This is a genomic window from Kovacikia sp. CALU 1929, from assembly GCF_056784235.1.
This window is the reverse complement of sequence record NZ_JBXBCF010000065.1, coordinates 499,589-519,716: the sequence shown is the minus strand read 5'-3', so window position 1 is coordinate 519,716 and position 20,128 is coordinate 499,589. Positions and strand designations below refer to the sequence as shown.

The window sequence follows — 20,128 nt, the reverse complement described above, 5'->3', positions numbered from 1 at the left end:
TTGGCACTATTGCTCTAGATTTGCCCACTCTCTCAGCTACTGATTTGACAAACGCTTTCAGGTGACATAGAGACTTCTAAAGATAAGTGCAAGATCTATGTGCAGAGCCAGCTAACTATTATTTGAGCGGCATTCCTCTCTTCCAAGCAGGCTAACACACCCCAGAAGGGTATTTATCCAGCGTCCAAGTCAGCTATCTATTTTCCAGTGGATAGATAGCCTGCAAAAATGCTGGATAAGCACCTGGATTGATATATTATTCGGCACCCGTGCAGGCTATTTACCCAAATCGGGGGATTAGACGACTTTGGTGCTGGATAATATGCCTGAACCGCCTTTTATCCAGCATTTGAGTCGTATATTAGCCTCGCCAGAGCATTTTATCCAACAGGGTTCGGCAAATCTTCATGTTCTGGACGGAGTGCCTGTGGGGGATATTTAGTGCGATCGCCCCTCGCCGTAAGTTGAGTTGAGTTTACGTAGTTTGCAATAGAAGAGTTCCCGGCTGCGCCCTCCCACAGATCGCAGTAACACCCTTTTAACGAGTAACTTCTAGATAAATATGCTCTAACCTGACAGGTTGGCGAGCAATTGAATCAATCGGAATGCCATCAAAACGAGCCAGAATATCTTTCAGTTCCAGTGATTGGGGGAGCCAGAAGGCGAGGTCACTGCCGTAGCGTCGGTGAGTAAAGCCGAGTTCCTGGGCACGGGCGATCGCCCGCTCTTCTTTGGTTGTCTGCACCAGAATCACCTCCTGAGCCGGAATCCGCTGACGTAGTTCTGCCAGTGTCCCTTCTGCCAGCATTCGCCCTTGTTTCAGAATCCCAATTCGCTGACACAATCTCTCTGCTTCATCCAGTAGATGAGTGGTCAATAGGATCGTAATCCCCTGTTTCTGCTGCTGTCGAATCAAGTCCCACAGTTCATACCGAGCTTCCAGGTCTAAACCCGTCGTGGGTTCATCCAGAATCAGGAGTTTGGGTTGGTGGACGAGGGCGATCGCCAGACTCAACCGCCGCTGCATTCCACCACTTAGCCTTTCGGCTGGACGTTTCGCCTGCTCAGTCAGACCGACTGCCGCCAAACAGACCTCAACCCGTTGCCGCTTCTGCCGTCCACTTAGCCCATAGAGACTGGCAAAGAAACCCAGGTTTTCCTCACAGGTCAACGTCCGGTACAGCAGATTTTCTTGGGGAGCAACGCCAATCACCCGCTTCGTCCGTTCAGAAATGGGCTGTCCGCTAATTTCAACTGTGCCGCTGTCTGCCCGCAACAGATTGCAAAGGATATTAATCGTTGTGGTTTTGCCTGCCCCATTCGGTCCCAGTAAACCGTAGATTTCGCCTGAAGCGATCGCCAGACTCAAGTCCTGCAAGACGGGCTGCTGGTTGTAAGTCTTCTTCAGCCGTTCAATTTTTAGCACAACCAAGCTCCGCTGTAGGGTTGTTGTCCAGTCTACCCTCTCATCGCTGAGCTAACTCTGGAACCCGACCCAGCAACCCTGTCATCAATCGTAGGGCAGTCACTTTCACTGGCTGAACCGACTGCATCAGCAACAACCCCAGGCGACGCAACAGGAGCAGTGGCAGAACCCGATTAGAAAACATCCGATTTAGCACATCCGTAAAACCCAGAATCGTGAGATTTTCTACCTGCCGCCAGCGCTCGTACTGCTTGAGAACTGCCAGGTCGCCAATGTCTTTGCCCTGTTGATCAGCCGCTTGCAGAATTTCTGCCAGGGCAGCGGCATCCCGAATGCCCAAATTCACCCCCTGTCCACCCACGGGATGGCAGCAGTGAGCCGCATCCCCAATCAACGCCAACCGGGATTGCGCGTAGCGACTGCTGTGCATCAACTGGACGTTAAACAGGGAGCGATCGCCCACCAGGGATAGTTCACCCATCTGCTCTCCATAGCGTCGCTTCAGTTCCGTTAAAAACTGCGCCTCATCCAGAGCTAGAATTGCTTCTGCCTCGGCACTGGGAGCGGTCCAGACAATCCGACAGAGGTTATTCGGTAACGGCAAAATGGCAAATGGTCCTTCTGGCTGAAACCGCTCATAAGCCATATTGTTATGGGACTTTTCGGGTTGAATGAAGGCAACCACACAGGACTGCCAGTACTGCCAGCCACGGGTTGTAATACCTGCCTGCTGCCGAATGGGCGATCGCGCCCCATCTGCTGCAACCAGCAACCGGGAGCGCAACTGCCGACAGTCACCCTCCTGTCTTAGCTCTAACTCAACTGCCTCTGAGCCATAGACCACATTCACCAGTTCTGCTGGACATAGATACGTCACATTTGAGCACTGCCGCACAAAGTTCTGTAATGCAGCCAGCAACACCCGATGTTCTGCGACATACCCCAACACTTCGCTATTCAAATCACGCTGAGAGAACTGAACGACTCCCGGATAGTCTGCATCTGAAAGGCGAATTTGATCGATGGGGTTCACTTCAGGGCGCATCGCCTCCCACACCCCAATTCCCTCAAAAATTCGACTAGCCAGCAAATTAATGTGATAAGCCTGTCCCCTGGCAACCGCCGCTGATTCAGGTCTTGCCTCAACCAGCGCAATCTGTAAGCCAGAATCCTTAAGCGCACAGGCAAGGGTCAACCCGACCAGCCCCCCTCCCACAATCATCACATCGTAGTCAACGGGCTTTTGAGCATCAACCTGGAACTTGATTTCAGGTTGCATCGAAGGTTGGGAGATCGGGGGGACGGCAAGCTGATCCAGCGTCATCTTAAACAAAGTTCGTAAAAGTTCGTTACATCTATTGTTGCGCGATCGCCGAGCGGGATCAAGTTAAGGGGTCGGTGAGAGGAGTTGTTGGTTGTTAGTTGTTGGTTGTTGGTGGGCAATCAGTGGACATTGGCTCAGTAGGTGGTAGGTGATCTTAGATCTTGCACCATTCTCAACAAGCCTTGAGAAACCGGGTTTCTGAACGAAGAATCAGGGCTTTTAGGTTGAGTGAATGGCAAGAAACCCGGTTTCTGACACTGCTGCAAGATTTGAGTGATAGTTCATCTTTTGCGAACTCTTTGGATGGAAGATTGTAGTGAATAAGCTAAACCTATTTTTGGGGCGCATTAATGAAGGCAATTGTATGTACAGGATACGGATCACCAGAAGTTATGCAGCTAAAGGAGGTAGAAAAACCCACTCCTAAGGCTGATGAAGTATTGATCAGAATATATGCAACCACCGTATCTTCAGGAGACATCCACATACGCAAGGCTGACCCATTCGCAGTCCGATTGCTCTATGGTTTCATTAGACCCAAACAAAACACAGTCCTGGGGTGTGATCTGGCTGGAGAAATTGAGACAGTCGGCAACCATGTAAAACGCTTCAAAGCAGGTGATCAGGTCTTTGCTCAAGCAGGAATGAGTCTTGGCGCTAATGCTGAATACCTCTGCTTGCCTGAAACGGGAGCAATTGCTCTAAAGCCTACCAGTATGACCTATGAGGAGGCTGCCGCTATTCCTTTTGGGGGAACTACCTCGTTGATTTTCTTGAGACATAAGGGAAAAATTCAGCGCGGACAAACAGTTCTAATCTATGGAGCGTCTGGAGCAGTAGGTACGGCTGCTGTGCAGCTTGCCAAGCACTTTGGCGCAGAAGTAACCGGGGTATGTAGCACGGTGAATCTGGAATTGGTGAAATCTCTAGGGGCTGACGAGGTGATTGATTATACCAAAGAAGATTTTAGCCAGAGAGGTAAGACCTACGATATTATTTTTGACACCGTAGGCAAGAGTCCGTTTTCGGTTTGTATAAATGCACTCAAGGAAGACGGAATTTACTTAAGAGCCGTCCACATGGATCTGGCTTCGATCCTGCGAGGGCTATGGACTTCAATGAGTAGCCGTAAGCAGGTCATCGGTGGAATAGCCATCGAACAACAAGCAGATTTAATTTTTCTCAAGCAGCTAATTGAGGCGGGAAAGATGACATCGGTCATCGATCAGTGTTATCCGTTGGAACAGATTGCCGAAGCTCACAGATATGTTGAACAGGGACACAAGAAGGGCAGTGTCGTCATAGTGGTAGGTCAAACTGGCAAACTCTAACTCACCCCAATGCGGTACGGCTCTCGGTGAGAGTAGCAGTTGAGAAGTTGTGAATAGAACAAATCATAGGATTGTCAAAACTTTTTGTCAGAACTTTAACGATCGCCCGCGCCAGGTCCAACCCCAGCCGGTTTCTGTTTTGATAATAGAGGCAAGGGCGATCGCTGAAACTAATAACCCTCCGATGCCAGTCAACCACCAGTAGCGGGGTGGAATGCCGACCATCTGGTACAGGGATTGGCGTAATCGGTATTGGGACAGAATGACTGTAACCGCTACCCCTAGAGCTAGCCAGCCAGCCCAATTCAGTCCAACGGTGATTGCTTGAATGGTCAGGGCGATTAGCCCCAACCAGGGAAGGGTACAAATCCAAAACGTAACTATGGCAGAGTAAAGAGTCAACGATAGGTTGCGGCGAGAACCCAGATACCAGTTCTTCGTCCAGCCTTCCCAAATGGCTGCCCAGGAAGAATACATCCGCACAGATGCCAGGTTTGGTCCCAGAGCATACTTAAGCTTCAGCCCTGCTTGCTTCACCCGACGTGCCAGTTCCACATCCTCCACCACTTCGTTGGCAACCGATTGATGCCTCCCTATCTTTTCGTAAGGAGATCGCTGGAACAACATAAACTGTCCATTGGCAAACGCTGTTTCGCTGGCAGGATTATTAACCTCAACAAAGTCAAAACCGATCGCTAGCAGGGTCAAAATCAACGGCTGTACCAGCCATTCTGCCAGACAACCACAGATGACCTCTGGACAGATCGTTAGTAGGTCAATCTGTTCGGTTGACATGGTTTGAATAGCCGTTGCGATCGCTCCCGGCTTCAATCGCACATCCGCATCCAAAAACAGCAAATACTCGCCCTTAGCTTGCTGTGCCCCCTGGACGCACGCCCAGTTCTTACCCATCCATCGCTCCCCTGAAGGGCGAGGTTTGCCTGCCAACACCTTCAATCGGCTGTCTGCTAAGGTTTTCTGTAATTTCTGAGCAATTTCCAGGGTGTTATCACTGGACTGATCATCGATCATCCATACTTCCAGTAACTCCGCCGGAGCCTCTGTGCTGGCTAACACCGAAGTCAGGCAGTCCCTAATGTTAGCGGCTTCGTTATAGGCAGGGATGATAACAGAAATTTTTGGTTGTCCGGGACTGAAATCGTCAGGCAGAAAACCCTGGTTACCAGCGATCGCAGGTTCAAGTCTGGGAGCCGATACAACCGTTTGGCGTAAACGCTTGGACTGAACCACAACTCCAACCAGCGCAACCACCAATACACCCAAAATGATTACGGTCCCCACTTGAACAGCCTCCACCGATTCTAAACTTGCTAAACCATGTCCATCTTGACACCGATAGAGTGAAGGAGTGGAGGAGTGGAGGAATGAGGGAGTGAAGGAGTGGAGGAGTGAAGGAGTGAAGGAGTGAAGGAGCAACCTCATCACCTCATCACCTCATCACCTCTTCACCCCATCACCCCATCACCCCATCACCCCGGTTTCCTGCTTAAGAGGGTGTGCAATTTGAAGCTTGTTTGCCAGCATGGAGAAAAATGATATGGGAGTTTAACAATGGCTGGTTCAGTAAAAGAACGAATTTCATCCGATTTGAAACAGGCGAAAGATACGGGTAAATTGCGCAGCGATCGCATCCGTGAAGTCCTTTACTCTGCCATTTCAGACATTAAAACCGAGTTGAAAGAAGGCTCTAGCGAACTGCGTTTACTGGTAAAGGATGCCTTTTCTACGGCGATCGCTGCCATTCAGGAAACCAGTAGCGAAGTGAAGGAAGAGGTTGAAGCCACTGTTGAAGGCGTGGTTGATGGGATTAGCCGCAAGCGTCAGGAAAAGATTGCTGAGACCGAAGCCAGTATCAAACAGCTAGAGGCAACCCTCGAAACTGAAGAAGCGGCTTTAGAGCAGGAGATTGAGAGCAGCCTGGTCGCGATGCAAGAAGCTGGACAAGAGGCACCCGACAAAGTGCGAGAGCAGGTAGAAGCGGCGATCGCTACTATCCAGAGCAGTGAAGAGGTCATCCTGCTCAAACAGCGTTATGCTCAATTGCAAGCGCAGATAGCACTGTTACGGGCAAATCTGGCAGCACGTAGTGGTCCCTACTATGACCGGGCACAGGGGCATTTGGAAGAAGCTAAAAACTGGTACAACAAGGTGCAGCCCAGAGCAGAAGAGTTGAAAGGACAGACAGATCAGACCGTGTCCCAACTGCAACAGAAAATTACCGAAGCCGGGGCCGCCCTCAGTCGGCGGGAGACCCAGGTGCGCCAACTCCTGAATGACCTGCTGCATCAAGCAGCCGGGGCAATGAAGGAAGACAGCAGCAAGGCAAAACCAATCGCTCAACTGCCCCCATCTGAGGACGAGCTATAAATTAGTTGCACCCGTTCCAGTTTCTTGATCCATGATTGGCGATTAGCGGGTTGCCCCTTCCCTAGCCTCTTCTATGGCATGGCTGGCTTCCCAGCCCAACATCGCCGTTTTACGCTCCAACCCCCAGTAGTAACCACCCAGTTCCCCTGATTCTCGAATGACACGATGGCAGGGAATCAGGTAGGCGATCACGTTCCTGCCAACTGCACTGCCAACGGCTCTGGCAGCGGTGGGGCGACCAATCAACTCGGCGATCGCCTGATAGGTGGTTACCCCTCCAAAGGGCACGCTTAACAGCGCCCGCCAGACCTGAATCTGAAAATTAGTGCCCTTGACTAGCAGCGTTAATGGCTTGTGCGGTTCTGAAACCGCAGCCAAATCTATGCTGACGGCTTCAGGGTTAAAAATCAGATCGTGCAGGGGTTGGGTTGTTTGAGGGGCGTAAATCAGTTCAGCCCGTTGCCAGCGCTGCCGCAGGGATTGCTCAGCAACTTGCTGATTGGAGGTACCGAGGAAATGGAGATTACAAATCCCGCGTGCGGTTGTTGCCAAGAGGGATTCACCGAAAGGGGTGTCATGGATCCCATAGGTGATTTGTAGCCCTGCGCCGCCTGCTTTAAACTCACCCGGAGACATCGCTTCGACATTTACAAACAAATCGTGTAAGCGCCCTGGACTCGACAACCCTACATCCAGAGTCAGATCTAACAGGCTTTTAGTCTGAATGATCTTTGACTTGGCATATTCAATCGTGAGGTACTGTAAAAACCGTTTGGGGCTAATCCCTGCCCACTGAGTAAACAACCGTTGAAAGTGATCTTCACTCAGCTCAATGTGCTGGGCGACGGTTGCTAAATTTGGTTGGCTCAAGTGATGCTGCCGCATAAATGCGATCGCCTGAGCTATGCGGCGATAGTCTTGACTGCTCTCACAAATACCCATGCTGTTCATAAAGCCACACAGTCTGAGGTGAAGGATTTTTTGGCATTTTTTTCACTTTACTGACTGCATGGCTTCAGAACCACCCGTTTCTTGGGATTTTTCTTGGGATTGGGTATTGCGATTAGAACTTCGCGGCGGTGGATGAGGGGATGAGTTACCGTCAAACGAGTGCGATTCCGCTAAGGTTTGATCAAATATCGCTCGGATTTGCTGTGGGAAAAAAGAGTCTGCATCCGCCGTAAGTGTAGATTAGCAATGGCTGTAAACAGGACTAAGCTACTCACGACTAATAGGGTGAGAATGAGGGGATGGGCAAAGGTCGTGGCTAACCCCAGCCCTACGCTGGTTCCTAAGGTTGTGGTCAACAGAGAAGCTGCGATCGCCCGTCCTTTGGACTGTCCTTGAGCGATTAGTTTTTCAACGATGGTTCCAAGGGCGATGCCAGCGATCGCCCCTCCGATCATTCCGGTCACTGCCCCAACGATAATGACAGGTCCGGTTGCAGAGATTGAGCCTGCCAGCACCCTCATCAATCCAACCGCTCCCACGGAAAGCGCCGCCAGAGTGCTGGCAGTTGACCCGACCCGCCAGCCCGAAGACCGCATCAACCAGGCAGCTAGCTCCAGCCCAATTCCACCTCCCACTACTGCACCAAACCCTGCCATTCCAGAAGATTCCGCTACTGCCCCTGCAATTAGCACTATCCAGGCAATCATCCAACTGATTCCCAGGGAAAATAACCCCAAAAGGGATAGCATTCCATAGGGCAGCAGGGTGGAGTCAACCGGGACAGGAGCGGTTTGAATCAGTAAATTGAGAGAATAGGTCTTTGCCAGGGTATTTGTCTGCAATAAAAGCCTGCGATGATAGGTTTTACAGGCCATTAGCTTTCGCGTGTCTACCGTAATCTGGCAATCCACCTGGTTGTCAACAAAGGTTGAAGGTGTAACAGAAATCCAACGAAACAATTCACGGGATGGATCGTTGGGATGGGGTGCCATTTCCCAATGCCCTTCCAGAATCGTGTCTGGAATAGGATTCGTAATCACGACGGTATAGGTCAGAAGCTCACCCAGACGGGCAGCTCTCAGTTCTACATTGGACTGGCTAAATTGAGCCTCTGGAGGACGCAGAGGTGACACCGGCACGGCGGCTAGGGCAGTGACTGCATTAGGGAAGCGATCCTTCAAACGTGGCTCTACCATCTTCTCCAGCCAGTTGACCCAGTGCGCATTTAATTTGGGAACCAGATGTTTGAAACTGACGCGGTAGCTAATGTCAACCAGATCTCCAATCCGATCCGCTGTCGTGCCGGTCAGGAGGCAGATTAAAGTCATACCTAAGCCGTAGAGATCGGATGCTTCTGTTAACTGACGGTTGAACAATTGCTCCGGTGGCATAAAGCCGAGGGTTCCTTTCACCACACTGCTAACGCCCACTTCGCCCTCGCCAATATGGGCAAAGCCAAAATCAACTAGATACACACTGCTTGCGTCGCTGACCAGAATATTGGCGGGTTTGATATCACGATGAATCACAGGTGGAATCCGGTTTTGTAGATAAACTAGAATTTCCAGGGCTGCGATCGCAATTTGTTTAATATTGTCCGGATTAAAGCTACGCGACTCTGATAAAGATATTGCAGGCTTATACTCCTGAACCATGCAAAATCCATCTGCCGTATGGAAGCTATCGAGATAGCGCGGAATACCTGGATGGTTGAGATCCTTCAGTAATTGGATCTCCCGATCATAGGCATCATAGTCTGACCAGCTTGAACCTGTTTTGGCAAACTGAAACTGCTTAATCACAACCTGTTGTTCAGCTTTCGCATCTAGCGCGAGGTAGGTGACTCGACCTCCGGCTCGATTGTGTCCTAACTCCTTTTCAACGGAGTAGCCATACTGAAAAAAATCTGGAAAGGTACTCATGATAATTGTCAGATTTGTTGAAAGGGAGAAATCTCAATGCTTCATGCATGTCTTGCCAAAAGACCAACTGCCACTTCGTCTATACCTGAACTCAATGAAACCCTTTTCCAGCAACGGGCTTAAGCCATATATAGTAAACAATTCTATATAGAATCAATCTGAGCAATTACGAACTACCATTTGCCAACATCAAGATAGTTAAAAACATATACTGTTAAAGCAAATCAGAATGGATTTATACTTCCTTCCGTTCTGTGGTGGGTGAAACAATGATGCTACAGCCATCAGTTTAAAGTCTACGTGAAATTTAGAAAAAACAAATAATTTATTAGAGATTATAACGTTTAGTTATGCTTTTTCTATTGTGCAATTCCAGTCAGAAAACTTTTCAAGAACATCTGAGGGTGGGCTATCAACTTCAAAATTAGCTCGCTCCTTAAACCGTCCAGTCAAAGCATACTTAGCTAAAGCGAGGTATTCTCGAAAAATGAACATTACCTGCTCATGAGAACTCCATTGCGGGGGTAGGGGACTGAAATAGGGTAAAACGGCAAACCCAAAACCACGAAATAGAAAAAATGAACGCAACATATGCGGTGGATCTGTCAGAAGAAGAATTCTTTGGACCTTCTGGGGACGTAAAATAGCTGATGTGTAAAGAGCGTTTTCCTCTGTGGTTTGTGAACAGCTTTCACCCTGAAGTACCTGTCCTGGAACCCCCATTTCCTTCAGATGTTCAACAATCGGTTGGGCATCGAGCATTCCACTGGCAAATACCTGAGATGCCCGCCCGTCCGTCCAAAGTTGCTTAACCCGTGCAATTCGTTCAGGTCTCAGGGAATCCCCCCGTCCCAAAACAACGATGGCATCGACTGAACTCCCCGAATCTTGCGGCAACGAAAAGGTTAAACCCTTTAGTGCCAAACTTGCTGCGATGGGTGAGGTTGCCATCCCATAAATTAGGACACCAATCAGAACTGGTTGGATAACACGGTGCCGCCATCGCCGGGGGCTGATCAACCAGGCGATTCCAATCAATGTCAGCAGAATTAAAAATTCAATAATAGGCACACTCTTAGCCCAAGCCCTTATACGGAAGTCATCTCTCAAGAGCCTTTTGCTGATACCAATAATTTATAAGGGGCATAGCATTTGCCAACCTGGTTGATTGGAATTTCTACACACTCCCCGACCGAATGCTACACCCATGCTCAGGGATGTGACTATTTGTTCAAATTATTCAAACAATCCCTTGACTATGGCAAAGCTGCAAGACTAATCATCCAGGGATTGTACTCCTAAAGAGGCAGGTTCCCGTTCAAGGGTTGGTTCAATTGCTTCACTTGGATAATAACGATGGTAAGACTCTGGCAGAGGCATAACATAGTCTTTAGAGCCATTGGCAACAATCCCCAGGATGGTTACCTGGAACAATTTAATGCTCTCTAAAGCCTGGGCTAGTGCAGAACTTTTGGTTTTACCCAGCCCTACAACCATTGCAATCCCATCCGTTTTAGAAGCGATTAGTTTGGCATCGGCTAAACCTAATAAGGGGGGCATATCATAGAGAATCAGATCAAATGTTTGTTTGAATTGTTCCATCAAGTTCTGCATTTTCTGCGATGAGAGCAACTTGGTCGGATCAGGAGGAACCTGTCCAGCCGTGAGAACAAACAGGTTACTTTCGATGGGTGACTGCTGAATCACCCGTTCGTACTCAAAATCAGACGCAATCAGGTTACTCAGTCCATAGCTGTTGGTCAACCCCAATCGATTGTGGAGTTGAGGCAGACGCAGATCGGTGTCTACCAATAGAACCTTTTGACCTAAAGCGGCAGCAGCTAGAGCTAGATGAACTGAGACTGTCGATTTGCCTTCACCGGGGGAAGAGGAACTAATTGCCAGCGATCGAATTTGGGTATCAGAACTAAGCAGGCGAATGTTGGTGTAAAGAGAACGAAAAGCCTCTAAAAAGGGTGAAGTTGTATATTGACCAGGATGGGATCCGCTATTAAAACTGAACTTCTGCCGCATCTGCTGCATCAACCCCATAACGTCGGCTATGGAGGTTACTTTTTCAACCACACTTAACTCATGCATTTCTTCCAGATCTGGATTGTAGGGAATCACACCCAAAACCGGTAGTTTACTGGCTTCCTTAATATCCTCAGGGCTGTAGAACACGCTACTCAACTTATCGAGCAGAAGGGCAGCCCCGACACCCAGCAATAGCCCAAGGATAGCCCCCAGCATTGTGGTTCGTTTAACATTGGCGGCAGATGGAACTGGATCGACTGGAGCCGTCAAAATCTGCCAGGGTGTTTTTCGCTGTCCTGCATCAATCCGCAGTGCCTCTCGCTTTGTTAAAAACTGGTTCAGGTTTTCCATGGCGATCTTCAGATCTTGCTGAATATCTGCGTACTGGCGAGAAACCACCGACAATTGCTTTACCCGCTGGTTCAGCATTGCCTCAGATTGAGCCAGGATAAAATTACGAGTTTCCAACTCTCGAATCTTGCTGCTAACCGCTTCCTGAGCACGCTCTCCCTCTCGACTCAACAAAGGAAGAAGGTTCTGTTTTTGATCGCGTAAAACCTTGACGTTCGGTGTATCTTCTTTAAACAGCGTAGATTCTTTTGCAATCTCGCTTTCGACATTCAACAGTTGATTAAGTAACGTCTGGTAGCGAGAACTGTCACTCAATGCTGACGAAGCCGCCGGCTCATCTGAGCGCTGCGAAAGCTGCTGAGTCAAATCGAGGTAGAGAGCACGCGCCTCGTTCAATTTAAGTTGAGTTTCAAGCCGCTGTTGTCCAACTGTATTGGTTTGATCTGCCAGTTGCTTGCTGGTTGATTCTGGGTCAATCAGGTTATATTGCTGGCGAAAGGATTGGAGTTGATCCTGAATCCCATTAACGCGCTTTTGCAGTTGGGGTAACTGGGCATCCACAAATTCGATACCTTGCCTGACATCTGACAGACGTTCTTCCAAACTATAGCTTAAGTAAGCGTCTGATACTTGACTCAAAACTGCTTTTACCTTATCTGGGTTTTTGTCCTGATAACTGACAGCTAAAATCTCACTGGTGGGGACTGGAGTAACAACCAAGTTAGCCATTAGCTCGTCATAGGTGATATCTGGATACTTGACTTTTAACTCGTCGGCAATGGGAGAAAGTATTTTTGGGCTTTTCAGAACTTTGAGTGTTGTTTGATCTAAGCCTTGCTCAACGGTCTTCTGCTGCTGCTGTTCTCGGTTACTCAAAGTTTGAGGAACTGACGAAATGACCTGACTTTCAACCGTGACGGGCTTGGTCAGAACCTCAAACCCAGACTGATAGATGGGTGTGCTAGTCATTGCTTTCAGCATTGCAGCAGAGGTGACAACCACTGTTACACCAGCAATCACGGGAAGTTTGCGGCGTAGAGCCGCAAACACCTGACCAAGATTAAGTCCACCTTCGTCGTCATCTTTGGGGGAAGATGAGTTGGCTGACGGTAGCCACTGGAAACGTTTGCCGTCAACACCGGGGGGCACTGGATAATGCTGTTCAGTCTGCATATTGAACTACATTCATTACTAGATGTGGAAGGGGAAGTAGTCTTTAACTTGACGGCGACGTGATTATATCCATGATGCAATTTAAATCCTGGTTTAGTGCACCCCTGCGAGAAATTCTTTATCAAACGAGCGTGTATAGACCAAAAACTGATAATGACAACCACTGAACTGACTATCAATAAGAAACTTCGAGCGGCAACGCCTGAAAATGCTGATTACTCTCTATCCCTAGTAGCTGCTCCCTGACGGTTAATACAGAAGACAGTTTCAGACTCAATCAATCAATTTTTCTACTGCATATATTAAATATTCATCATCATATGACCTCACCAGATTACTCAACTTTTTGGAGTTCAATCAACAATCACTGACCCGTTAGGAGCCTAAAGATGCTGAATATCGACAGAAATCCATTAATTGGTGTCAAAACGCTACTCAAATTATCTGAAAATGTAGTCAACCCAGAGCGTTCGACAATGATAATGTCATCGTTATAAAGCGGTGGATTGGTTGTTTCATTCAATTCATTGTCAAAATTGATGTCAATTTTACGCTTTGAGATGGTGCCATTGGGATTTAACCGAATCAGGTCAACAGATTTTTTGCGTGCTCGAATTGTAAAACCTCCGGCTGTCAGCACTGCCTGATTGAGGGGAGTGTTGGGTGGGATCCTCACCAGTCCGGGATTCTTCACCTCACCCACGATATTGACGCGAATACTATCAGGAGAGAAGCTGGCAGCAGCAATTTGAATTGAGTCCGTGGTTGAAATTTCAGTTGCGGTGGGTACAACAATGGTGTCCCTATCTTGCAGGAACATATCCTGACTAACATCCCCCTCCTTTAAGAGCTTCCAAAGATCAATCGATATAGTTTGTTCCGATCCATTTTTTGCCAGACGACGAACCTGAATCTGGCGAATATCTGCTTGAGGTTTAATCCCTCCAGCAATCTGAATGGCACGGGTGATAGTTGGTGGGGTTTCGATGCCTCCCGTCCCAGATGCCTGACCCGTTTCTCCCGCCGCTCCTGTTCTGGCGGAGGCGGTGACGGTATGCGGTCCCGGACGATAAACTTCGCCAACCACTGCCACATTGAGCGCCTGACTCCGATCGGCACTAAAGTTAGCAGATGCGATTTGAATGGATTCAGCCAGGTTAGTTTTGCTGATAGTGGGGATAAAGATAGAATCCCCAGCTCTTAAAGTAATATCTTGACGTGCAGCCCCGGTTTGCAAAAAATCCCAAAGATTAACTTTGATAATTTGCTCTCCTGTTTGCCTCGATCGCCGAACCTCTACATTCCGGAGATCTGCCATCTGGGTAATGCCGCCTGCCTGCTGTAGTGCTCGTGTGACGGTTGGTAGGCTAGCAGTTTCCCCCGCTGATAGGGTGTAGGCTCCTGGACGGTTGACTTCTCCCAAAATACCCACTTGCACGGAACGAGGAGTAAGCAATACGACGTTAACAATTGGATACTTGAGGAGGCTGGCGTACCGGCTAGAGATGGCATCAGCCGCTTCCTTCAAAGTCAGCCCTTGAACTGAGACGGCTCCAATCCGTGCCAAGTTGACGGTCCCATCTACCAATACCTGACTGTCACTGCTCAGTTCAGCAACTTTGAAGACTTCAACCCGAACGCGATCGCCAGGTCCTAAAGTATAGGCATCTTCTAAAACTGTAAGAGGAGTGTTAGAGCTTGAAGTGCTTGTAGCCAAACTAGCAGACGGTTGGGCAATGACTGGAACGTAGAAGGCAAGCTGGGAGGAGGCTGTAACCAATGCTGATACAGTGAGACGTGTAACCAATAATGCAAAGTGACTAAAACGACCGTCAGAGGCTCTCAGTGACATAAGATTTTTCAATGACTTGAAAGCAATTCCATACTACCGTTATCTTTCCGTTGTGTTTTCGGCATTACCTAATCTTCATTGAAGAGGCTTTTCTAAGCCGGTAGCCTTTTCTTCCTAAAAAGCGATCGCAGAACGGGTTAGGATCCTTAATGGTTATCCTAATTTTCTATCCTTCACGTCTTTTTCATGGGTCTCAGGATTATTGATGATTTTGATGGAAATTTTGTCTTGGAACCCGCTGCCAGAGACACTCTGTTTGATCTGTTAAACAGTGAGGCGTTTCTCAAGCAGGTGACTGAACAGTTGCAGTGTGCTCAGGTTGAGTTTACAGAACTTCTGTTTCAACCCGTTCCCTATAGTCAATCAACACCAAAAGGGATGCCCGCCGAGTTTGAACCGTATTACACTGCTGTCGATCATGGCATTATTAATGTGCCTCCTAACTTTATGTTTAAAGCTAAGATTTTTAAGCCTAGCCGACTGTGTGCAATTTATCGGAAGGTTGGTTGACTTCACCTCTCCCGTCGTATGACTGATATTCCCTCTCTTGCTAGTCTAGACTTCCTCCCTTACATTTCTTCTAATGGGCAACTGCCTGAGCAGTTTCAAGCTAATGTGGGGGTCTACGCCGTGTTTGATCAAAATCAAATTTTGCAATACATCGGCTATTCGCGGGATGTATATCTCAGCTTGAAACAGCACCTCGTGCGCCAGCCCCAAGCTTGCTTCTGGGTGAAGGTGAAGACGATCGATCGCCCCAGCCGTGCAGTGTTGGAATCTATCCGCGATCAATGGATTGCAGAGAATGGCTCTTTGCCTGTGGGTAATGACTCTGATGCAGCGAAATGGAACCAGCCGATTGATATCAGAATAATGATGAGTTCTGACGAGCAGAGCCGTTATGCTTCAGCGATCGATGAGCTGACCCAGACCAAGGTGTTGAAGCAGGTTGCCCGTCGGGTGGAAGCCGAGATTCTGGAACTACTCAGGGAACGGGGTTTACAGGATGAGACTCGGTTCAACCCCAAACTAAAAGAGGCAGGTTTGCTCGATTTAAAGTAGTTGGCTCCACAAAAACAGAGGGAATTTAGTTTTGTAAAGGGGTTGGTGGTTTCGGCAGGGGAGCGGTTTGAGCCAGGAGGCGATCGCGCCCTTCAAGTCATGCCATTTTCCCCTGGTTCTGGGAAACCGTTAGAGTAGCATTGGATGGTCGCAAGGCAAACCTCCCTCTTACGTGGGCAACAACCCTTTTCCTGCCAGCCATTCCCGGTTAAACAGCTTCGATTGGTAGCGGCTGCCGCTGTCACAAAGAATCGTCACAATTGTATGCCCCGGTCCCGTTTCCTTTGCCAGGGCAACCGCTGCACCCACATTAATTCCTGAAGAACCGCCCAAAAACAAGCCGTCTTTTTCCAGAAGTTGATAGACCAGCCTCACAGCCTCGACATCATCCACTCGAATCGCATCATCCGCCGGAGCCTCAGCCATATTTGCAGTCACTCTGCTGTTACCAATCCCCTCTGTAATAGAATTGCCTTCAGTTGTGATTTCTCCAGTCTTGACGTAGCTATAAAGCCCACTACCCATCGGATCGGCAACAACACAGCGGATCTTTGGGTTCTTCTCTTTCAGAAACAGGGCAACTCCAGCATAGGTGCCACCGGTTCCGGTTGAGGTGACCCAGGCATCAATCTTGCCGCCAGTTTGTGCCCAAATCTCAGGTCCCGTTGTTTTGTAATGGGCATCCCGGTTTGCCAGATTATCAAACTGGTTTGCCCAGATCGCATTTTCCATTTCCGCGGCAAGCCTACCAGAGAGTTTGACATAGTTATTCGGATCCCGGTAAGGAACCGCAGGAACCGGGCGTACCTCTGCCCCTAGAGTCCGCAGCAAGTCCATCTTTTCCTGAGATTGGGTTTCTGGGATGATAATCAGGCACTTGTAACCCTTGGCATTACAGATGTGCGCCAGTCCAATTCCGGTGTTTCCAGCCGTACCTTCGACCACCGTGCCTCCAGGCTTAAGTAGCCCTTTTTCTTCCGCATCTTGAATGATGAAAAGGGCCGCTCGGTCTTTTACAGAACCGCCGGGATTCAGGAATTCGGCTTTACCAAGGATCTCGCATCCCGTTTCGTCACTCAAGCTGTTGAGCCGAATTAGCGGGGTGTTGCCTACGGTGCCAACAAATCCATGCTTAATATCCATTCTAAAAACTACCTGAATACATCCTTTTAAAAATTTTCGCTCAATATCTGTAAGTCTCAACTCCCACCATCAAATTACTGGTGGTTGAAAGCCTGGACTGATGGGATCGTTATGATAAAAATTAAGTTGTGTTCACAATTGGTGTCATGGCGACGCTGCTACCTCACCTTCAATCTAAGGAAGTTTTTTACCCAAGTTCTGACGGAGAACCTGTGGCGGAGACCTATGTTCATTTCTACGCCCTCCTGGTTACGCTGGAAGTTCTCCGGCAATATCTGGAGGGTCGTCAGGCAACGGTTTTAGGAAATCAGTTTCTTTACTATGCTCAGGGGTTGCCCAAGCTAAGGGTGGCTCCTGATGTGATGGTAATCTTTGATGTACCACCGGGCGGGCGGGATAATTACAAAATTTGGGAGGAAGGTCAGGTTCCAAGGGTCATTTTTGAAATGACTTCCCAGTCCACTAGAGAAACCGATCAGACTTTTAAGAAAACACTTTATGAGCAACTAGAGGTGAAGGAGTACTGGCTGTTTGACCCAAAGGGTGAGTGGATTGAGCAGCGATTGCAGGGATATCGCCTACAGGGAAATCAGTACGAACCGATTACGGATGGTCGCAGCGAACCGTTGCAACTACGTTTGGAAGTGGATGCAGCGTTAATTGCGTTTTACCGCGAAGATACAGGTGAGAAGCTTCTAATACCGAGCGAATTGGCACAGGCGTTGCGCCAGGAAAGTGTGGCGAAGCAGGAGGCAGAAGAAAGAGCCAGGCAAGCAGAGCAGCAAGTAGAGCAGCTAAAGGCACAATTAAGAGCATTGGGCGTTGACCCAGATGCGATCGCCTGATCTTTTGCTTCCCAAAAAACCTGGAGCGATTACTCACAACTAGCCACTAGCGATTCATTCTTTTCTAAGCCACCTAATGATCAACTTGCCGACTAAGATTCCGGATTTCTGAATCAGGCGATCGAGCATCGAACTCACCTCAAGCAGAAACCAGGAATCTGAAAAGTGGTCGAATACGGACTAAATCCTAATTATTGCCTTCAGACCTCAGTAATAAAGGAATCTCAAAGGCAGGGCAGGGTGAGCCGTCACCACCCTGCCAACCCTGAATCAGGTGCCTTTACTTGTTCGGTTGAGGTGTCATGCGCAGGTAGGATTTGACTTCAGTGACCCCTTTAGGAAACTTTTGCTTTGCTTCTTCCGTGGGGATGGATGGGACTACGACGCAATCATCGCCATCCTTCCAGTTGACTGGAGTCGCTACGCTGTAGTGGTCAGTCAATTGCAAAGAGTCAATTACTCGCAAGATTTCTTCAAAATTGCGTCCAGTGCTGGGGGGATAGGTAATAGTCAGCCTCAACTTTTTCTGGGGATCAATCACAAACACCGTGCGCACAGTCACCTTCGCATTTGCGTTGGGGTGAATCATGTCATACAGCTCAGATACCGACTTATCGGCATCTGCCAGAATTGGGTAGTTAACGGTGGTACGCTGGGTTTCGTTAATGTCGCCGATCCAACCTTTATGAGATTCAGCATCATCAACGCTGAGCGCAATCACCTTTGCATTGCGCTTGTCGAACTCGGGCTTAAGTTTTGAGACTTCACCCAATTCGGTCGTGCAGACCGGCGTGTAGTCTGCTGGGTGAGAAAACAGCACCACCCAGCTATCGCCTGCCCAATCGTAGAAGTTGATCTCGCCTTCACTGGATTGCTGCGTAAAGTTGGGTACGGTGTCGCCGAGATGGAGAGAAGCCATAAGCGGATTTCCTTGAAATTGCTAGAACGAGCGTCTATATGTTCACTCTGCGTTTACTCTGTGATCATGCCACAAAACCCGGTTTTCCTGTCGGAGTTTAGATCTATTTTCGGTTTTGGCTGGCAATTTTAGATGGTCTGCAATTTTACGGTTGGGGTTGGGTACTAATATAAAGCGGGTGTGAGGGGTTGAATCTGAAGTGGCTATTGAACCTTAATTAATCAAAGTACCAGAATCAGGGTATCAGATGACAGCGTTGGCTGCGGGTTCAAGCCAATCAGTCTTTCAACTTTATCGGCTCTCCTGATTCCTCCAATGGATTTTCCCTCTGAATTAATCCATAGCGTTTTTGACTCAAGGGAGGTATGTGGATAACCGTCGAACCCTTGAGTCACAACGATGAGAGGTACCTCACCCCAGAAAGGAAACACTATATAGTCGCTCAGTACAATCACCCACAAGTCTTTGGAATACGTGAATTTATACGGACTCATGCGGATTTGCTAGTGAAGCTTGCATAAAATCTAATCAAAAGCCGGAAATGGATTTAGGCAAGATCACGATAGACTTTGTTCTCTAAAACACCTGGTTACTTCATGGAATCACAAGACTCAAAAGCCCTGCTAATTGTTGATGAACAGCCCCTTTCCCTGCGCCAATGTTTGAGATATTTGCAGGCAGCGGGGAAGCTCCAACCTTTTATTGGAGATATTTTGAAGCAGTATGTCTTGGAGGGTGAACTGACAACAAGGCAGGATCTCGACATCAGCCCTGCGATGGTTGAGCAGGCGGTCGTTGATTTTCGCCTGAAACAAAACTTAACAGATCCCCAGGTATTTCAGGAATGGTTAACACGGAATGGTATTAACTATGAGCAGTTTCATAGTCAAATTTCGAACAGCTTTAAGATGGAAAAGCTGAAAGCGGTGGTGGCTGAAGCCCGATTGCAGGAGCATTTTATTGAGCGGAAGCTGTTCTTTGACCGGGTGGTGCTTTCCCGGATAGTTGTTCCCAGCAAAGATATGGCGGATGAGCTATACAGCCAGGTGACTGAAGGCGCAAACTTTGAGCAACTGGCGCGGGAATATTCTATTGCTGATGAGAAAGTGGCGAACGGGATGATGGGTCCGGTTAGTCGGGGTACGTTGCCTGATAGCCTGAGGGCGGCGATCGATTCAGCCAATCCGGGTGAACTGGTAGGACCGGTAGAAGTTGAAAAACATTGGGCAATTTTTCGGGTTGAGCAATTTATTCCTGCGACACTGGAAGATGCCCAGTTGCGTCAGGCAATGCAAAATGAATTGTTTGAGCGCTGGATCGCCGAGAAGATTCAGACAATGACAGTTAAGTTACAGGTTAGTGAATAAGACTTGGATATCGATGTTCGCTTCACAGATGGTTGAT

17 protein-coding genes are annotated in these 20,128 nt (G+C 48.5%); 7 read left to right on the top strand and 10 right to left on the bottom strand.

Annotation, left to right across the window (positions count from 1 at the left end; all coding sequences use genetic code 11):
* Window positions 1-538: 538 nt before the first annotated feature.
* Both AC1S52_RS14110 and AC1S52_RS14105 read right to left on the bottom strand, forming a co-directional pair.
* Window positions 539-1,426, bottom strand: a complete 888-nt coding sequence (locus AC1S52_RS14110; RefSeq protein WP_482029652.1) for an ABC transporter ATP-binding protein — start codon at window positions 1,424-1,426, stop codon at window positions 539-541.
* Between the two features lie 40 nt (window positions 1,427-1,466).
* Window positions 1,467-2,705: an FAD-dependent hydroxylase gene (locus AC1S52_RS14105; RefSeq protein ID WP_482029651.1), complete on the bottom strand. Its 1,239-nt coding sequence runs from the start codon at window positions 2,703-2,705 to the stop codon at window positions 1,467-1,469.
* Window positions 2,706-3,142: 437 nt separating this feature from the next.
* Between AC1S52_RS14105 and AC1S52_RS14100 the strand changes: the two genes are divergently transcribed.
* Complete coding sequence (locus AC1S52_RS14100) at window positions 3,143-4,081, top strand: NAD(P)-dependent alcohol dehydrogenase (RefSeq protein ID WP_482029650.1); 939 nt, start codon at window positions 3,143-3,145, stop codon at window positions 4,079-4,081.
* Between the two features lie 87 nt (window positions 4,082-4,168).
* Here AC1S52_RS14100 and AC1S52_RS14095 read toward each other — a convergent pair whose 3' ends face one another.
* Window positions 4,169-5,383, bottom strand: a complete 1,215-nt coding sequence (locus tag AC1S52_RS14095) for a glycosyltransferase family 2 protein (protein ID WP_482029649.1) — start codon at window positions 5,381-5,383, stop codon at window positions 4,169-4,171.
* Window positions 5,384-5,653: 270 nt separating this feature from the next.
* Between AC1S52_RS14095 and AC1S52_RS14090 the strand changes: the two genes are divergently transcribed.
* Complete coding sequence (locus AC1S52_RS14090) at window positions 5,654-6,469, top strand: histidine kinase (RefSeq protein ID WP_482029648.1); 816 nt, start codon at window positions 5,654-5,656, stop codon at window positions 6,467-6,469.
* 42 nt (window positions 6,470-6,511) lie between these two features.
* Here the strand turns inward: AC1S52_RS14090 and AC1S52_RS14085 are convergent, their stop codons facing one another.
* The 5 genes from AC1S52_RS14085 to AC1S52_RS14065 form a co-directional block, all read right to left on the bottom strand.
* The gene (locus tag AC1S52_RS14085; protein WP_482029647.1) at window positions 6,512-7,420 is read right to left on the bottom strand and encodes a methylated-DNA--[protein]-cysteine S-methyltransferase; all 909 of its coding nucleotides are present in this window, start codon (window positions 7,418-7,420) and stop codon (window positions 6,512-6,514) included.
* A gap of 170 nt (window positions 7,421-7,590) precedes the next feature.
* Complete coding sequence (locus tag AC1S52_RS14080) at window positions 7,591-9,342, bottom strand: serine/threonine protein kinase (RefSeq protein WP_482029646.1); 1,752 nt, start codon at window positions 9,340-9,342, stop codon at window positions 7,591-7,593.
* 348 nt (window positions 9,343-9,690) lie between these two features.
* Window positions 9,691-10,413, bottom strand: a complete 723-nt coding sequence (locus AC1S52_RS14075) for a YdcF family protein (RefSeq protein WP_482029645.1) — start codon at window positions 10,411-10,413, stop codon at window positions 9,691-9,693.
* 204 nt (window positions 10,414-10,617) lie between these two features.
* Window positions 10,618-12,903: a GumC family protein gene (locus AC1S52_RS14070; protein WP_482029644.1), complete on the bottom strand. Its 2,286-nt coding sequence runs from the start codon at window positions 12,901-12,903 to the stop codon at window positions 10,618-10,620.
* A gap of 364 nt (window positions 12,904-13,267) precedes the next feature.
* Entirely contained in the window at window positions 13,268-14,683 is a 1,416-nt protein-coding gene (locus tag AC1S52_RS14065) for a polysaccharide biosynthesis/export family protein (protein WP_482029643.1), read from the bottom strand.
* A gap of 258 nt (window positions 14,684-14,941) precedes the next feature.
* Between AC1S52_RS14065 and AC1S52_RS14060 the strand changes: the two genes are divergently transcribed.
* From AC1S52_RS14060 to AC1S52_RS14050, 3 genes are read left to right on the top strand one after another with little or no spacing between them, the layout of a single operon-like run.
* On the top strand, window positions 14,942-15,265 hold the full coding sequence (locus tag AC1S52_RS14060; RefSeq protein WP_482029642.1) for a hypothetical protein: 324 nt from the start codon (window positions 14,942-14,944) through the stop codon (window positions 15,263-15,265).
* 18 nt (window positions 15,266-15,283) lie between these two features.
* The gene (locus AC1S52_RS14055) at window positions 15,284-15,817 is read left to right on the top strand and encodes a GIY-YIG nuclease family protein (RefSeq protein WP_482029641.1); all 534 of its coding nucleotides are present in this window, start codon (window positions 15,284-15,286) and stop codon (window positions 15,815-15,817) included.
* Entirely contained in the window at window positions 15,818-15,955 is a 138-nt protein-coding gene (locus AC1S52_RS14050) for a hypothetical protein (RefSeq protein WP_482029640.1), read from the top strand.
* A 30-nt stretch (window positions 15,956-15,985) separates the two neighbouring features.
* On the opposite strand, the gene AC1S52_RS14045 is transcribed toward AC1S52_RS14050, so the two are convergent.
* Complete coding sequence (locus AC1S52_RS14045; RefSeq protein WP_482029639.1) at window positions 15,986-16,960, bottom strand: cysteine synthase A; 975 nt, start codon at window positions 16,958-16,960, stop codon at window positions 15,986-15,988.
* A 212-nt stretch (window positions 16,961-17,172) separates the two neighbouring features.
* Here AC1S52_RS14045 and AC1S52_RS14040 point away from each other — a divergent pair, with 212 nt between their 5' ends.
* Window positions 17,173-17,805 (top strand): Uma2 family endonuclease, encoded by a 633-nt coding sequence (locus AC1S52_RS14040; RefSeq protein ID WP_482029638.1) that lies wholly within the window; start codon window positions 17,173-17,175, stop codon window positions 17,803-17,805.
* A gap of 280 nt (window positions 17,806-18,085) precedes the next feature.
* Here AC1S52_RS14040 and AC1S52_RS14035 read toward each other — a convergent pair whose 3' ends face one another.
* Window positions 18,086-18,724 carry a peroxiredoxin gene (locus AC1S52_RS14035; RefSeq protein ID WP_482029637.1) on the bottom strand — a complete coding sequence of 213 codons (639 nt, stop codon included), beginning with the start codon at window positions 18,722-18,724 and terminating at the stop codon, window positions 18,086-18,088.
* 596 nt (window positions 18,725-19,320) lie between these two features.
* Between AC1S52_RS14035 and AC1S52_RS14030 the strand changes: the two genes are divergently transcribed.
* Complete coding sequence (locus AC1S52_RS14030) at window positions 19,321-20,091, top strand: peptidylprolyl isomerase (protein WP_482029636.1); 771 nt, start codon at window positions 19,321-19,323, stop codon at window positions 20,089-20,091.
* Window positions 20,092-20,128: the final 37 nt, after the last annotated feature.

What these genes read in the sequence shown, in the direction of transcription:
- AC1S52_RS14060 (WP_482029642.1), top strand. Translation starts at nt 14,942, where the DNA reads ATGGGTCTCAGGATTATTGATGATTTTGATGGAAATTTTGTCTTGGAA.
- AC1S52_RS14080 (WP_482029646.1), bottom strand. Translation starts at nt 9,342, where the DNA reads ATGAGTACCTTTCCAGATTTTTTTCAGTATGGCTACTCCGTTGAAAAG.
- AC1S52_RS14035 (WP_482029637.1), bottom strand. Translation starts at nt 18,724, where the DNA reads ATGGCTTCTCTCCATCTCGGCGACACCGTACCCAACTTTACGCAGCAA.
- AC1S52_RS14045 (WP_482029639.1), bottom strand. Translation starts at nt 16,960, where the DNA reads ATGGATATTAAGCATGGATTTGTTGGCACCGTAGGCAACACCCCGCTA.
- AC1S52_RS14100 (WP_482029650.1), top strand. Translation starts at nt 3,143, where the DNA reads ATGCAGCTAAAGGAGGTAGAAAAACCCACTCCTAAGGCTGATGAAGTA.
- AC1S52_RS14090 (WP_482029648.1), top strand. Translation starts at nt 5,654, where the DNA reads ATGGCTGGTTCAGTAAAAGAACGAATTTCATCCGATTTGAAACAGGCG.
- AC1S52_RS14085 (WP_482029647.1), bottom strand. Translation starts at nt 7,420, where the DNA reads ATGAACAGCATGGGTATTTGTGAGAGCAGTCAAGACTATCGCCGCATA.
- AC1S52_RS14105 (WP_482029651.1), bottom strand. Translation starts at nt 2,705, where the DNA reads ATGCAACCTGAAATCAAGTTCCAGGTTGATGCTCAAAAGCCCGTTGAC.
- AC1S52_RS14055 (WP_482029641.1), top strand. Translation starts at nt 15,284, where the DNA reads ATGACTGATATTCCCTCTCTTGCTAGTCTAGACTTCCTCCCTTACATT.
- AC1S52_RS14030 (WP_482029636.1), top strand. Translation starts at nt 19,321, where the DNA reads ATGGAATCACAAGACTCAAAAGCCCTGCTAATTGTTGATGAACAGCCC.
- AC1S52_RS14070 (WP_482029644.1), bottom strand. Translation starts at nt 12,903, where the DNA reads ATGCAGACTGAACAGCATTATCCAGTGCCCCCCGGTGTTGACGGCAAA.